This window comes from Bradyrhizobium sp. HKCCYLS1011 (assembly GCF_051167795.1).
Lineage (GTDB): Bacteria > Pseudomonadota > Alphaproteobacteria > Rhizobiales > Xanthobacteraceae > Bradyrhizobium.
Window position 1 is genome coordinate 956439 of sequence record NZ_JBNPTT010000001.1, and the last position, 15423, is coordinate 971861.

14 protein-coding genes are annotated in these 15423 nt (G+C 64.2%); 3 read left to right on the plus strand and 11 right to left on the minus strand.

Going from position 1 to position 15423, the window contains the following annotated elements; all coding sequences use genetic code 11:
• Positions 1–13: 13 nt before the first annotated feature.
• From ACQR1W_RS04465 to ACQR1W_RS04505, 9 genes are all read right to left on the minus strand, one after another.
• Positions 14–1936, minus strand: coding sequence for a potassium transporter Kup (locus tag ACQR1W_RS04465; protein ID WP_008968696.1), 1923 nt, complete (start codon positions 1934–1936; stop codon positions 14–16).
• Positions 1937–2177: 241 nt separating this feature from the next.
• Complete coding sequence (locus tag ACQR1W_RS04470) at positions 2178–3008, minus strand: flagellar motor protein MotB (protein WP_434849653.1); 831 nt, start codon at positions 3006–3008, stop codon at positions 2178–2180.
• Positions 3009–3046: 38 nt separating this feature from the next.
• Positions 3047–3820: a motility protein A gene (locus ACQR1W_RS04475; protein WP_008968693.1), complete on the minus strand. Its 774-nt coding sequence runs from the start codon at positions 3818–3820 to the stop codon at positions 3047–3049.
• A 154-nt stretch (positions 3821–3974) separates the two neighbouring features.
• Positions 3975–4331: an Hpt domain-containing protein gene (locus ACQR1W_RS04480; RefSeq protein ID WP_008968692.1), complete on the minus strand. Its 357-nt coding sequence runs from the start codon at positions 4329–4331 to the stop codon at positions 3975–3977.
• A complete protein-coding gene (locus ACQR1W_RS04485) occupies positions 4328–6517 on the minus strand; it encodes an ATP-binding protein (protein WP_434849654.1) in 2190 nt (729 codons plus the stop codon). The genes ACQR1W_RS04480 and ACQR1W_RS04485 overlap by 4 nt, the downstream gene beginning before the upstream one ends.
• A gap of 185 nt (positions 6518–6702) precedes the next feature.
• Entirely contained in the window at positions 6703–7419 is a 717-nt protein-coding gene (locus ACQR1W_RS04490) for an RraA family protein (RefSeq protein WP_434849655.1), read from the minus strand.
• A 108-nt stretch (positions 7420–7527) separates the two neighbouring features.
• Complete coding sequence (locus tag ACQR1W_RS04495; protein ID WP_434849729.1) at positions 7528–8409, minus strand: CDP-alcohol phosphatidyltransferase family protein; 882 nt, start codon at positions 8407–8409, stop codon at positions 7528–7530.
• Positions 8410–8506: 97 nt separating this feature from the next.
• A complete protein-coding gene (locus ACQR1W_RS04500) occupies positions 8507–9205 on the minus strand; it encodes a phosphatidylserine decarboxylase (protein ID WP_434849656.1) in 699 nt (232 codons plus the stop codon).
• Between the two features lie 86 nt (positions 9206–9291).
• Entirely contained in the window at positions 9292–11256 is a 1965-nt protein-coding gene (locus ACQR1W_RS04505) for an ABCB family ABC transporter ATP-binding protein/permease (RefSeq protein WP_434849657.1), read from the minus strand.
• 242 nt (positions 11257–11498) lie between these two features.
• Here ACQR1W_RS04505 and ACQR1W_RS04510 point away from each other — a divergent pair, with 242 nt between their 5' ends.
• Positions 11499–12101: a TIGR00730 family Rossman fold protein gene (locus tag ACQR1W_RS04510; RefSeq protein ID WP_008968685.1), complete on the plus strand. Its 603-nt coding sequence runs from the start codon at positions 11499–11501 to the stop codon at positions 12099–12101.
• A 10-nt stretch (positions 12102–12111) separates the two neighbouring features.
• On the opposite strand, the gene ACQR1W_RS04515 is transcribed toward ACQR1W_RS04510, so the two are convergent.
• Both ACQR1W_RS04515 and ACQR1W_RS04520 read right to left on the minus strand, forming a co-directional pair.
• Positions 12112–12489, minus strand: coding sequence for a VOC family protein (locus ACQR1W_RS04515; RefSeq protein ID WP_434849658.1), 378 nt, complete (start codon positions 12487–12489; stop codon positions 12112–12114).
• Positions 12490–12628: 139 nt separating this feature from the next.
• Positions 12629–13540: an AraC family transcriptional regulator gene (locus ACQR1W_RS04520; RefSeq protein WP_434849659.1), complete on the minus strand. Its 912-nt coding sequence runs from the start codon at positions 13538–13540 to the stop codon at positions 12629–12631.
• A 163-nt stretch (positions 13541–13703) separates the two neighbouring features.
• On the opposite strand from ACQR1W_RS04520, the gene ACQR1W_RS04525 reads away from it, so the two are divergent.
• Together ACQR1W_RS04525 and ACQR1W_RS04530 are read left to right on the plus strand one after the other, a co-directional pair.
• Positions 13704–14462, plus strand: a complete 759-nt coding sequence (locus ACQR1W_RS04525) for an SDR family NAD(P)-dependent oxidoreductase (protein WP_434849660.1) — start codon at positions 13704–13706, stop codon at positions 14460–14462.
• A 9-nt stretch (positions 14463–14471) separates the two neighbouring features.
• On the plus strand, positions 14472–15401 hold the full coding sequence (locus ACQR1W_RS04530) for an SDR family NAD(P)-dependent oxidoreductase (protein WP_434849661.1): 930 nt from the start codon (positions 14472–14474) through the stop codon (positions 15399–15401).
• Positions 15402–15423 lie beyond the last annotated feature (22 nt).

The following is a 15423-nucleotide window of genomic DNA, read 5'->3' on the forward strand; positions in this document are numbered from 1 at the left end:
CCGAACCTGCCGCTTAGACCGTCACCTGGGTGCCGACCTCGACGACGCGCCCGCTCGGGATCTGGAAATAGTCGGTCGCATCGTTGGCGGTGCGGCTTAACGCGATGAACAGATGATCCTGCCAGCGCGGCATGCCGGAATGCGCCGCCGGTTTGAGGGCTCGGCGGGACAGGAAGAACGACGTCGACATGATGTCGAATTGCCAGCCGAGCTTGCGGGCGATCGCCAGCGCTCGCGGCACGTTCGGCGATTCCATGAAGCCGAAGCGCAAAGTCACCTTGGTGAAGGTCGGGCTGACCTGCTCGAGCCGCACGCGCTCGGACGGGTCGATGCGCGGCGTCGTCGCAGTCTCGATGGTCAGGATCACGTTCTTCTCGTGCAGCACCTTGTAGTGCTTCAGACTGTGCATCAGCGCGGTCGGCGCGCTCAGCGGATCGCTGGTCAGGAAGACCGCGGTGCCAGGGACGCGCTGCGGCGGGCGCTTTTCCAGCATGGCCACGAGGTCGGCGAGCGGGAATTCCAGCTTGCGAGATTTCTCGAACAAGAGCCGGCTGCCGCGCCGCCACGTGTACATCAGCGTCATCACGAAGCCGCCGAGCGCCAGCGGCACCCAGCCGCCCTCGAATACCTTGAGCAGGTTGGCGGCCAGGAAGGTCAGGTCGAGGAACAGGAAGGGGACGATCAGCGCCGCCGCCGCAATCGGCGCCCACTTCCAGACCTTCCACACCACGACAAAACCCATCATCGCAGTCACCACCATCGTGCCGGTGACGGAGATGCCGTAAGCCGAGGCCAGTGCGCTGGACGATTTGAACATCAGCACCAGCAGCACCACCGAACCCAGCAGCAGCTTGTTGATGCGGGGAATGTAGATCTGACCGGAATGCGCTTCCGAGGTGTGGCGGATCTCGAAGCGCGGCAACAGCCCAAGCTGGATCGCCTGACGCGTCAGCGAATAGGCCCCGGTGATCACCGCCTGGCTTGCGATCACGGTCGCGACCGTTGCAAGTCCAACCATCGGGATCAGCGCCCAGTCCGGAAACATCAGGAAGAATGGGTTCTCGACCGCCTTGGGATCGCCGATCACCAAGGCGCCCTGCCCCAGATAGTTCAGCGCCAGCGACGGCAGCACGATGAACAGCCAGGCGGTCTGGATCGGCTTTTTGCCGAAATGGCCGAGATCGGCATACAGGGCTTCAGCGCCGGTCACCGCCAGGAAGACGGCGCCCAGCGTGACAAAGCCGATCAGGCCGTGATGGAGCATGAACGACACGGCGAGATACGGATTGATCGCCCACAGCACCTCCGGCTGGCGCAGGATCGGCGGGACAGCCGCGATCCCGATCACCAGGAACCAGATCAGCATGACAGGCCCGAAAAAGGCCGCGACCTTCGCGGTGCCGCGCGCCTGCACCGCGAACAGCAGCACCAGGATCAGAAGCGTGACGGGCACGACGTAAGGGTCGAGCGACGAGGTGACCAGCTTGATACCTTCGACCGCCGACAACACCGACAAAGCGGGCGTGATCACCGCGTCGCCGTAGAACAAGGCGCCGCTGATGATGCCGAGCAGGACGATGACGCCGGCGCCCTTGGTGACGCCGCGCTGCGCCAGCGCCATCAGGGCGAGCGTGCCGCCCTCCCCGTGGTTATCCGCACGCAGCAGAATGACCACATATTTGAGCGTCACAACCACGATGAGCGCCCACAGGATCAGCGAAATCACGCCAAGCACCGCGTGCGGTGCCGCTTCTCCGCCGCTGCTCGCGGCCATCACCGCCTCGCGCAGAGCGTAGAGAGGGCTGGTGCCGATATCGCCATAGACGACGCCGATGCTGCCGAGCGTGAGCGCGGCGTAACTGGCCGTCGAATGGGCGCTGCCATGCCCATTGGTCGCCGGCGTCTCCGCGGGCGTGGCTGCGACGTTACTGGTCATGAGAACTGGGGCCTCAAAATGCTTCACGGCACCATTTGCAATGCGCGGGGCTTATAGCCCTGCGCCTGCTGCATAGCCTAGCCCTAAATTTGGCCAGGGCCATGCAAAAACGCATAAACTTTCGATCTATGGTGCCGATTTCCCTGCTGCGCGCCTTCCAACCTGCCGTCAGCGGCTCGCCAACCGACGCGCGACGGACTTTTCCGTCGCGGTTGCTCGGCCAGTAACTAGGACAGCCTGGTCAAGGCTTCAAGTCCGGCGGCAGCGGGGGGTCCTCGCGCATAAGGGTGATGGTGACCCGGCGGTTGGCCGCCAGCGAGGGATCGTCCGGGAACAGGGGCTGGGTGTCGGCCTTGCCGGACACCGCGTAGATGTGGCTGGCCGGGAATCCTTCCCGCTCCAGGATCTGGCGAACCGCGTTGGCGCGGTCGGCCGACAGATCGAACGCACCATAATCGCTGCGGTCAGGCACGAACCCGGCCGCGGTGTGGCCGGTGATCTGGACGCGCAACGGTGTCGCCTTCAGCGGAGCGGCGAGCTTCTCGATCAGGCGGCGGGTGCGTTCATAGGGAACTTTGGAGCCATCGGCGAACATCGAGCGGCCGTCCTGGTCGACGATCTCCAGGTTCAATCCCTGCTTGGTCTCCTCGAACATGATGTGCTTGGAGATTTCCGTCATCTCCGGCATGTCCTGCAGCGCCTGACGCAAGGATGCCGCGGCAAGCGCGAACTGGCGGTCGACCTTGAGCTTCGCGCCGTTGGTGAAACTGCGCTCTTCCTGCTCGGGGCTCGGTTCACGCGAGGTTTCCTCGGGCGAAATGTGCGCGGCGTTCTTCAGGCGCGGACGGGTCGGCAGGCCGTCGGATTCCACGATGCCGGAGTAGCGCGATTCGGTCTGCACGCCGAAGGCGTCGCGCATGGAGCCTGCGACGATCTTCAGCTTGGCGTTGTCCATGGTGGAAAAGGCGACCAGCATCACGAAGAAGCTGACCAGAAGCCCCATCAGGTCGGCGAAGGTCACGAACCAGCCGTGACCGCCGCCATGTGCATCGCCGCGCTTTTTCTTCGCCATCCTTCAAGCCCCCGGGGATTGCAGCGCCTGCGGCCGACTTAGGCCGGCACCGGCTCGCCTTCCGCATGACGATGCTTCTCCGGCAGGTAGGCCAGCAGCATTTCCCGCACCAGTGCCGGGCTCTTGGAATCCCGGATCATCAGGATGCCGTCGATGATCAGGGTGCGGTTGGTCTCCTCGTCGAGCAGCTTGCCGTGCAGCTTGTCGGCGATCGGCAGACAGAACAGGTTCGCCACCAGCGCCCCGTAAAGGGTGGCGAGCAGCGCGGTGGCCATGAAGGGACCGAGCTTGGACGGGTCGGTCATGTTGGCGAACATCTGCACCATGCCGATCAGGGTGCCGACCATGCCGAAGGCCGGCGCGCAGTCGCCGACCGCGCGATAGATCTTGCTGCCTTCGTCCAGATGCATCAGGAAATTGTCGCGATCGCGCTCGAGATTGTCGCGGATGAATTCGAGATCGTAACCGTCGGCGACGTAACGGATGCCCTTGGCCAGGAACGGCTCGTCGGTCTCCACCTTTTCCAGCCCGACCGGGCCCTGCTTGCGGGCGATCTCGGCGATGCGGGCCAGCTCGTCCACCAGCTCGCGCGCAGAGAGCCGGCTCATGGTGAAAGCGTATTTGATGCCGAGCGGAACGCCATGGACGATTGCGTTGAGGGGGAAGCGGATCATGGTGGCCGAGAACGAGCCGCCGAAGATGATGATGACGGCGTGCTCGCTGACGAACATCCCAAGATCGCCGCCGAGCAGCATCATCGTCGCGATGACGATCATGCCCGCCACGAGCCCCGCGCCCGTCATAATATCCATGAGCTTACTCCACCCGCGTACGCGCACCATGCTGGACGCGGTCGTGCGGAACCGCGTGAGCGAAACCCTACGTATGCGCCATTAAGGACGGGTTACCGATTTTGGTAGGCATAACAAACGGTAAATACGGAAGCGCCGACCGCAGCATTGCCCCTCAGGCGGCTGCGCTGCTCAGCAGCCGCGTCTCGGCAAAATGGCGCGTTTCGGCAAAGGCTTGCCGCATCCTCTGCACGAGCAGCACGATCTCCGCCTGCTCCAGGCTTGCCGCACCAAACTCAAGCGCCCGGGCGAGCTCGGACAGGGTCAGGAAGCCGAACGTCGCAGCCGAGCTCTTGATCGAATGCGCCTCGCGCGTCATCTCCGCAGGGTTCCCGATTTTCCCCTCGAGACCCGCAAACTTGCCGGACGTATCGGAGAGAAAGGTGCGCAGGACTTCAGCGGCATCTTCGTCGCCGAGCTCCGAGCAAAGCACCTGATAGACCGCCTGATCGATCTGCACGCCGTCGCTCATGCCACCAGCCTTTCTTGTTTCCGTTGTGGGGCCGCGGTCGAGCGAAGCAGCGCAGCACTCAACCGATCACGCGTGACCGGCTTGGTCACGAAGTCGTTCATTCCCGCCTCCGTACAGGCCAGCTGATCCTGGCTGGCCGCATTCGCGGTCAAGGCGACGATGTACAGATCGCGGGCGGGCGGCGGCAGCTGACGGATCATTCGTGTCGCGGTCAGCCCGTCCATCTCGGGCATCATCATGTCCATCAGGATCAGGTCGTAGCTCTGCTTCTGGACGGCCGCGACCGCCTGGACGCCATTCTCGACGATCTCATAATTGTGGCCGAGCTTGTCGAGCAGTTTCTTGATCACGAACTGATTGGTCAGGTTGTCCTCGGCAATGAGGATGTTGAGCGGCGCAAGCGCGGCGCTGGCGGCGACCGCGGCAGGCTCGTTCGCCGCGGCTGGAGCCGGATCGAGCGGGACGGACTCATCGGCGGGCCGCAGCTGCACGCGCACGGAAAACGTGAATGTGCTTCCTTGGCCGACCTTGCTCTGGACGGAGATCTCGCCGCCCATGCAGGTGACCAGACGCTTGCAGATCGCAAGTCCGAGCCCGGTGCCGCCGAAGCGGCGCGAGATGGAGTTGTCGACCTGGGAGAATTGCTTGAACAATTGCCCGATCGCCTCAGTGGGAATGCCCACCCCGGTATCCTTGACCGAGATGATCAGATTCGCTTGTCCGTCGCCCGCTGGCTCGGCACGCAGGTCCACGCTGACGCTGCCGCTCTCCGTGAACTTGATCGCGTTGCCGACCAGGTTGAACAGCACCTGGCGAAGCCGTGCGGGATCGCCGATCACGATATCAGGGACATCGGGCGCAATGCTGGTGACGAGCTGCAGACCCTTTTCCCGCGCGCGCGACATCAACAGGTCGGTCGTGGTGGTGACGGAGCGGCGCAGCTCGAATTCGATGTGCTCGATCTCGAGCCTGTCCGCATCGAGCTTGGAGAAGTCGAGCACGTCGTTGAGCAGCTGCAGAAGGTAGTCCGCCGACTCGCGCAACGTCGTCGCGATCTTGCGCTGCTCGGGCGCGAGCTCGGCCGAGAGCAACAGGTCGGCGAGCCCGATCACGCCGTTCATCGGGGTCCGGATCTCGTGGCTCATCATCGCCAGAAACTCGGAGCGGGCCCGCGTGCCGGCTTCCGCCGCATCGCGCGACTTCGCCAGCCCCGACTGGTAGCGGACGATGAGGATCGTGATAATGGCGATGATCATCGTCAACAGCGCGCCCGTCATGAGATCGCGATCGCGATCGGCAGCGAATGCGGCAAACACCTCGTCGGAGGCCTGGCCGACAATCACGCCCAGCGGATAGTCTCGGACCCTGCGATAGCTGTAGATCCGCGGGATGCCGTCGATCTGGCTGCGTCCGGCATAGGAGCCGCTCTGCTGATGCAGCAGACCGTTGAAGACGGGATTTCCGACCAGAGATGCGCCGACGGCATTCGGCCCATAGCCTCCGCGCGCGCGCACGATGCCGTCGAGGCCGACCAGCGTGACGATGCCCTTCTGGCCGATCTCCACCGAGCGGTAGAGGCTGGTGAGATATTCCGGATCGAGCGAGACCACGACCACGCCACCGAACGCTCCATTCGGAAGGTTGATGCGGCGCGTGAGCTGGATCGACCATTTGTTCGAGACGCGCCCGAAGATCGGCTTGCTGATGAACAGGACGTCGTCGGTGCCCTCGGCATGCACGCGGAAATGCTCGCGGTCATGCAGATCGAGGCCCTTCATCGTCGGATCGATGTTGCTGGCCAGCATGATGCCGTCAGCGCCGATGACGACGACCTGAAACGAGAAATCGGTCAGGAACTGGCTGTTCTTGACCCAGAGCGACATGTCGAAATTCTGCGGATCCCGGGCGTAGGAATCCCGGACATAGAGCAAGGTCTGGTCGGCCGCGCGAATGGAGCGGATGATCTGCTCTTCAAAGGCACGCGTCAGGTTGGCGCCGCTGCGCAGCGCAGATCCTTGCGTGCGCGCATGATCTTCCGCGATGTTGGTGAGGATGCCGGTCCAGACCAGGCCGATCGCGGCAAGCCCAAACAAGGCGCTGCCGAAGCGGCCGGCCAGCCGCATGACGCGTTCGACGGCGGCGTCCAGCCGTCCCATCAGTCTCGATTTGGCAGCAGATCCGAGCATGTCATCACCCTGACGACATGCCATAGCGAGGACGCCTAGCTTTCAGGTAAAGCGCGATCGCTAAAATTCTCTCGAAATCCGACTGGCGGTTAACCATCGGCACGCGGCCTGGTGCCGGGCCACCGCCGGCGCGGGCCGCGGACGATGCCGCGGCCTCCGTCTCACAATCAGCGCTTGGTGGGCGGTTAGTGGATTTCCGCCGAGCGCCTCAGCGCGTCCTTGAGCTTCTCCAGCGAGAAGTCCTTGGAGCGCGCGATCTCCAGGATCGGCTGCTCGCGGCGGCCGCACAGTTCGGCGGCCTCGGGAAGCTTTCCCGCAAGCTCGTAGGGAATCACGATCGCGCCGTGGCTATCGGCATGAATCAGATCGTCGGAGCGCACGGTCATGCCGGCGACGCGGACCTCGCCGCCAAAGCTCTCGGCATGGACCCAGGCATGCGACGGCCCGATCGAACCTGCCAGGGCCTGGAAGCCCGGCGCCCATTGCGGTACGTCGCGGATCGAGCCATCGGTGATGACGCCGAGGCAGCCGAGCGCCTTATGGACGTTGCTCTGCACCTCGCCCCAGAACGCGCCATAGCCGACGTCCGGCCCGTCGATGTCCTGGATCACGCTGATGCGCGGGCCGAAGCCGGTGCCGACATATTCATAGTAGTCGATGCGGCGCTTGGCCTGTTCGTCCGCCGGCAGACTTGATTTCAACACCGAGCGGATCGTCACGGTGCGGGCATAACCGACCATCGGCGGCAGCTGGGGAAACGGGCAGACCAGCGGCTTGGTGGTGAAGCCGATCAGCCGCCGCTCGGGGGCGATGACCTCCATCGCGTTGCAGATCGTCGGCGTGTCGTAGCGCGCCAGCGATTCGAGAATGGAAGGATCAAGCGGGGCGGCAGGACTGGTCACGGGCGTTTCTCCGGGCTGGCGGACGACCGTTCGAGGCCGCCCTTTGAGCCGGTATAGACGACGCCAGCGCGAGGGCAAAGTGACGGGGGCGCATAAGCGCCCCCCACATCAGTGCAGCCGCTCCGGTGGATGCTCGTCCTCGGCAGCGCGTCCGACCGGCGCCTGGAAGGTCGCGGCAGGGACTGCCGGACTCGCCGCCGCGGCAGTGCCGACCGCCGCCGAGTGCCGAGCCGCCTGGTTGCGATAGGACCGCCAGCCCAAAGGCAGGCTCAGGAGATAGAGGATCGAGCCCGCCGACAGGATCTGCCAGGGATAGACCACCAGCAGCGCCACGAAGAACACGACCGCAACAAAGACCACCAGCACGAATTCGGGCGGCACCCGCATCCGGATGGTTTTGCCCGAGAACACCGGCAGCCGCGACACCATCAGGAACGCAACCAGCAGCGTGTAGACGGCGGTCAGGGGCGCCGGCGGCTTCGGTATCCCGAGGAAAGCGAGATAGATCGGGAGCAACACGGTGATCGCGCCCGCCGGCGCCGGCACGCCGGTAAAGAAATTCGCTGCGAATGGCGGCTTGTTCGGATCGTCCAAGGTGGCGTTGAAACGCGCCAGCCGCAGGCTCATGCTGATTGCAAAAACCATGGCGGCAATCCAGCCGCTGTCGCGCAGCTCGTTGAGCTGCCAGAAATACAGCATCAGTCCGGGCGCCACGCCGAAATTGACGAAGTCGGCCAAGCTGTCGAGCTCGGCTCCGAATTTCGACTGTCCCTTGATCAGGCGCGCCACCCGGCCATCGATGCCGTCGAGGGCGGCCGCAAAGACGATCGCGGCCACCGCCAGCTCCATCCGCCCTTCTGTCGACAGCCGGATGGCCGTGAGGCCCGCACAGATCGCGAGCAGCGTGATCATATTGGGCACGAGCATCCGCACCGGGATCGGCCGAAACCGGCGGCGGCGCATTTCAGGCGAATTCGGATCGAAGGTCATCATGACACCGTCATATAAACCCTGGGTCTTCTCGGCGCTATCGCCGCCCTGCCCCGTTGAACTCATTCTTAATGCGTCGTTCCCACGCCTGATAAGTTCAAGCGGTCCGGAAGCTGAGCCCGGGGTTCACCTCGTTGAAATCGGCCAGAATGGTCTCGCCGGCGATTGCGGTCTGGCCTTCCGACACCAAGGCGGTTGTGCCTTCGGGCAGATAGACGTCCAGCCGCGAGCCGAAGCGGATCAGGCCGAAGCGCTCGCCGGCCCCGATGGTCTGCCCCTCGCGGACGAAGGAGACGATCCGGCGCGCCACCAACCCCGCGATCTGCACCACGCCGATGCGCCCATGCGCAGTGCTGATCAAGAGCGAGTTGCGCTCATTGTCCTCGCTCGCCTTGTCGAGCTCGGCGTTGATGAAGGCGCCGGGGCGATAGGCGATGCGGTCGATCCGGCCCGCCACCGGGCTGCGGTTCACGTGTACGTTGAACACGCTCATGAAGATTGAGATCCGCGGCAAGGGCTGGTCGCCGAGCCCAAGCTCGGCCGGGGGCAGCGCGTGCGTGATCATCGAGATGCGCCCGTCAGCCGGCGACACCACGAGGCCGTCGCGCTGCGGCGTGACCCGGATCGGATCGCGGAAGAACAGCGCGCACCAGACGGTGAGCACGGTGGCGATCCAGCCGAGCGGCGTCCAGATCCAGAACAGGATCAGACTGACCAGCGCGAAGCCACCGATGAACGGATAGCCTTCGGGATGGATCGGCGGAATCTGGGCACGAATGGAATTGCTGATCGACATGGCCTGTTTCGCTGGCTGTTGTCCTCCGTCTGCACCTATTGATGCAGACAAAGAAGGTCAAAATGAATCATTTGGAAGACCGCTGATTATTCGGCCGCCGTTGCGACCGGGTCATCCAGCGCAGGCGGCCGGAGGTCGGGCGCGACGTTGTCGTCATCCATTTGCGCGAGCCGTTCACGGGCCGCTTCTGCCTCGCGCTGGCGATTCCACATGCTGGCATAGAGGCCGCCCTGGGCGAGAAGCTCGCCATGGGTGCCCCGCTCGGCGATGCGCCCCTGATCGATCACGATGATCTCGTCGGCCGCAACGATGGTCGAAAGCCTATGCGCGATGACGAGGGAGGTCCGATTGCGCGACACCCGTTCGAGCGCCTCCTGGATCTCGTGTTCGGTATGGCTGTCGAGCGCCGAGGTGGCTTCGTCCAGCACCAGGATCGGCGGCGCCTTGAGCACCGTGCGCGCAATCGCGACCCGCTGCTTCTCGCCGCCCGAGAGTTTCAGGCCGCGCTCGCCGACCTGGGTCTGATAGCCCTTCGGCGCCATTCGGATGAAGCCGTCGATCTGCGCCAGCCGCGCCGCCTCTTCAACCTCGGCATCGGTGGCATCCCACCTGCCGTAGCGGATATTGTAGCGAATGGTGTCGTTGAACAGCACGGTATCCTGCGGCACCATGCCGATCTTGTCGCGCAGCGAGGTCTGGGTGACTTGGCGGATATCCTGGCCATCAATCAGGATGCGTCCTCCCGAAAGATCATAGAGCCGGAACAGCAGCCGGGAGATGGTCGATTTGCCGGCACCGGACGGGCCGACGATCGCGACCGTCTTGCCGGCCGGCACCTCGAAGCTCAGACCTTTCAGGATCGGCCGCTCCGGCTCATAAGAGAAACGCACATCTTCGAACCGGATATGGCCTGACGTCACCACCAGCGGCTTGGCGCCGGGCACGTCCTTCACCTCCGGATCGCGCGACAGCACCCCGAACATCATCTCGATGTCGATGATCGCCTGCTTGATCTCGCGATAGACCATACCCATGAAGTTGAGCGGCTGGTACAGCTGGATGAACATGCTGTTGATCAGCACGAAATCGCCGACCGTGTTGTGGCCCGCGCGCACGCCATAGGCGCACATCAGCATCGCGGCGGTGAGGCCGAGCGTGAAAATGACGGCCTGCCCGGCATTGAGGACGGCGAGCGACGTGTAGGTCTTCACGCTCGCGCGCTCGTAGCGCTCCATCGAGCGGTCGTAGCGCTCGGCCTCGCGGGCCTCGGCGCCGAAATACTTCACCGTCTCGTAGTTCAACAGCGAGTCGATGGCCTTGGTGTTCGCCTCGGTATCGGAATCGTTCATCCGGCGCCGGATCTCGATGCGCCATTCGGTTGCGATATAGGTGTAGTACAGATAGGCCGCGACCATCGCCAGGGTCGCGAGCACGTAGCGCCAATCGAATTGCCAGAGCAGGACGGCGCTCAGCAGCGAGACCTCGACGATGGTCGGGATCAGCTGCAGGATGACCATCCGGACGATGGTCTCGATCGCGTTGCGGCCGCGCTCCAGCACCCGCGTCAGGCCGCCGGTCTTGCGCTCCAGATGGAAGCGCAGCGACAATTCGTGCATGTGGACGAAGGTGATGGTCGCGAGCTTGCGCACCGCGTGCATCGCCACGCGGGCAAAAATACCGTCACGCCATTGCGTCAGCACCGCCATCAGGATGCGCACGGCGCCATAGCTCGTGGTCATGAGCAGCGGCGAGGCGACCAGCCACAGCATCCAGTTCGCGGGCGCAATCGGCGCAGTGTGAGCGCCGGTCAGCGCATCGGTCGCCCATTTGAAGGTGAACGGGACCGACAACGTGGCAAGCTTTGCCGCAAGCAACAGCACGACCGACCAGCCCACGCGCCGCTTCAGATCGGCCCGATCGCTCGGCCAGATGTAAGGCCACAAATGCCTGAGAGTTCCGGCAAGGGTGCCTCGCTCCAGAGTCGGCTCCAAGGCGGCGCGCGCCGGCGGCGGCGCGGAGCCGGTATGCGGGGACAGGTCAGGAGGAGCCATCAGAATCCTGGAACAGCGGGAGCCGTAGGGTGTTGTGATGCAACGTGTTTCCTGCCGTCATATAGAGCGTCTCGTCGACGCCTGCACCCTCGGCCAGAGCGAATCTCTTGCGGCGGCGCAGTATTTGCACGGCATGTGCCGACTGCGTTTGCTGATAGACTTTGCTTCAGCCGACGCAAGCGCGAATCACCTGCCGTATCTCCTGTCTTGACGCCTTTATGCTGCGATGCCAAACCCATAAAATGAGCGAAATCCGCACCGTTTGTGTCTACTGCGGCTCCGGCCCAGGCACCAATCCCAGCTTCATCCAATCCGCAAAAACGCTCGGTCGGATCTTCGCCGAGAACGACGTCCGGCTGGTCTATGGCGGCGGTTCGGTCGGCATGATGGGCGCGGTTGCCAGCTCCGTGCTCGAGCACGGCGGCAACGTCACCGGGATCATCCCGGACTTCCTGGTCAAGAAGGAAGTGATGATGCCGCTCAAGGATCTCATCATCACCCCCGACATGCACGAGCGCAAGCGGCTGATGTTCGAGCACTCGGATGCGTTCGTGGCGATGCCCGGCGGCGTCGGCACGCTCGAAGAGCTGGTGGAGCAGCTGACCTGGAAGCAGCTCGGCCGCCATCAGAAGCCGATTCTGCTCGCCGATATCGATGGGTTCTGGGAACCGTTGTTTGCGCTGCTCGCACATATGCGCGAGACCGAGTTCATTCGTCCGGGCTTTTCCATCGACCTCTTGAAGGCCGAGCGCGTCGAGGACATTTTGCCGCGCCTGCAGGCGGCGGCCGCGCGGGTGGCGAAGGAAGCCACCCAGATGGAGCCGGAGATTGCCAAGCGGCTCTGAGGGATTTGCCCTACTCGGACGGAAACGTGACGGCCTCGATCCGGTTGCCATCGGGATCGAGAATGAAGGCTGCGTAATAGCGCACGCGGTCGTGCGGTCGCAGCCGCGGCGCGCCGTCCGAGCTTCCGCCGGCTTCGAGCGCGGCAGCATGAAACGCGTCGACCTCCGCCGTCGTCTTGGCGCGCAGGCAGATATGCACGCCGCTCCCGGCGGCGACGCGCGGCATGCCGGCGCGGAGATTGATCCAGAATTCCGGATAAGCCTTGCCGAAGCCGACCGTCGCAGGACGCATGACAAGGCGCGCAAGTCCGAGCGGCGCCAGCGTCGCTTCATAGAAGCGCGCGGCACGATCGAGGTCGCTGACGCCGACGGAGATGTGGTCAATCACGGTTTCCTCCCTGACCGTCATTGCGAGCGAAGCGAAGCACTCCCGACTCCCAAGAAAAATGCTGGATTACTTCCCACCATAGGCCCGTGGGCTATGGCGGACACGTCGTCGCTCACGCTCCTCGTAATGACGACCTACCTTATATGGACGCCTGCGCCCCCGCGCGCTCGTCCTGTATCCGAATCTGCGTTCGCGTCACATCGCGCTTCGGCGGCGCGCCGAACATGCGGGCATATTCGCGGCTGAACTGCGAGGGACTTTCATAGCCGACCTCGAAACAGGCCGTCTCGACATTGACGCCGCGTGAGACCATCAGCCGGCGTGCCTCCAGCAGGCGAAGCTGCTTTTGATATTGCAGCGGCGTCAATGAGGTCAGCGCCTTGAACTGCCGATGGAAGGCTGACGGACTGAGCTGTGCAACCGCGGCCAGCTCTTCGATCCGAACAGTATCCCTGAAGCGACCGCGCAGGCTGTGCACCGCGCTGATCACCCGCTGCGAGGGGCTATTGATCAGCGTCAGCCTGGCGATATCGCCCCCGTGCGGACCGGTCAGCAGCCAGTAGCAGATCTCGCGCATGATGACGGGATACAGGGTCGGGATCGCCTGCGGCGTATCGAGCAGGCGGACCAGGCGCAGCGCGCAATCCGCCAACGGTCCCTGGAAGTCGGTCACGAACACGCCACAGCCGGGTTCACCGGTCAGCTGAGGCGGTGCGTCCAATCCCTCCGCCACGCTCCTGATGATCGCGAGGTCCAGCTCGAAGGCCAGGACGAGGCAGGGCGTGCCAGGACTTGCCTCGACAACGCGCCCAATCGATGGCGTCTCGACGCCGACCACCAGCGCCTGTCCGGCCCGGTATTCGAGTTTCTGGTCACCGAATGTCGCCCATTTGGCGCCTTGCGCCACGATGCACATCGCCGGTCTGGAGATCATGTGGGCGGGCGGGTTCGGATGGTCCGAGCGCAGGATGGCCAGGATCGGAGTCATGTAGGGACTCTTGCCGGGCTGCTTCTCGGTGTAGCGCAGCAGCGCCTCTGCCAATTGGTCCAATACGATCGCTCCTGTCAGGCGGAACCGCGGGCACAGATAAGGAGCGGAGCAAGAATAGGCAAGAAACAGCACAGTTCGGGCATTCCGTCGGGCGGCTTTCGGCAGTCATGATCGCTTCACCACGCTTCACCCGAAGCAGGCGAAATCGATGGAAAGCCAAGCCATGTCAGATAGTAAGATCGCAATCGTCACAGGCGGCAGCCGCGGCATCGGCCGTGACACGGTTGTTCGCCTCGCCGGTCGCGGCGTTCGCACCATCTTCACCTACAACTCCAATCGTGCAGCAGCCGAGAAGGTGCTGGCCCTTGCCGCAGATGCCGGTGCCCCCGCGATCGCCCTGCAGCTCGACATCGGCAACGTCGCCGCGTTCGACGGCTTCATCGCGCATCTGAAGAACGCGCTTGCCAGCCTGGGCGCCGATCGGTTCGATTACCTCGTCAATAACGCCGGGACATCATCCAGTGCCGGCCTGACGGCAATCACCGAAGCAGAGATGGACGCGCTCTATCACGTCCATTTCAAGGGCGTGTTGTTCCTGACGCAAAAACTGCTGCCGCTCATGAATGATGGCGGCCGCATTGTGAACATCTCCTCGGGCCTGGCCCGCTTCGCAGCGCCCAACCGCGTCGGCTACGGGCCGATCAAGGCGGCCGTGGAAGCGCTGACCCGCTACATGGCGGTGGAGCTCGGGCCGCGCCGGATCAGCGCCAACGTGGTCGCGCCCGGCCCGATCGCCACCGATTTCAGCAGCGGCATCGTTCGCGACAATGCCGAGGTGAACAAGGCCATCGCCTCGCACACCGCACTCGGCCGCGCCGGTGTGCCCGAAGATGTCGGGCCGGTGATCGCGGCCCTGCTCTCCGACGCGTTCGGCTGGGTCAACGGTCAGCGGATCGAAGTCGCCGGCGGCATTCATATCTAGGCAGCCGCCATGACGGACACCGATCGCAAAACCTATATCATCACCGGCCCGACCTCCGGCATCGGCCGCGCCACCGCGCTGGAGCTGGCCAGGCACGGCACGATCTTGCTGGTCGGCCGTAACGCCACCAAGCTCGACGCCATGCAGAAAGCCTTGGCAAGGAACGGACAGCACGCTGTGTCGGTGGTGTGCGACCTCTCGGATCCCGCGAGCGTGACGCGGGCGGCAAAGGAGATCATCGCGCTGCATCTTCCGATCGCCGGCCTGCTCAACAATGCCGGCGTGATGCAGATGCGCGCCACGAGCAACACGCTCGGTTGGGACACGACCTTCGCGACCAATCATCTCGGGCCGTTCGCGCTGACCGAGGCGCTGATGCCGCATCTGCCCGACGGAGCCAATGTGGTCTTCGTCGGTTCGGCCACCGAAAATCCCGAGCACAAGCCCGCCACGACCTTCGGCTTCCGCGGCGGCCGCTACATCTCGGCGGAAGCGAGCGCGCGGGGCGAGTGGCAGCAGCCGGGCGGCTCGAAAATGCCAGGCGCGGACGCTTATGCGACATCGAAGCAAGCCATCCTTGCTGCGGCGCTGGCGTTGGCCCGTGAAACGCCACGGCTGCACGTCAACGTGGTCGAGCCGGGATTCAATCCGGGCACGGCGCTCGGGCAACGCGACGCCACGGCTCTCGTGCGCCTGCTGTCAAAAGTCCTCGTTCCGGTGCTGGTGCCGCTACTGCGGCCATTCATCAAGGTGCTGAGCACGCCGAAGCGCGCCGCGCGGGTGATCACCACGGTGTTGCGCGACAGATCGGGCGCGACCGGCATGTATTACGACCACAGCGGTCGTCCGATGCAGGGCTCCGCGCGGACGCGAGACCCACAATTCCAGGATCGCGTCGTCGCCGAGACCCGTGCGCTCCTGGCCTCGGTAGCTATGTGAGGCGGTGGCCCTTTCTCTGTCA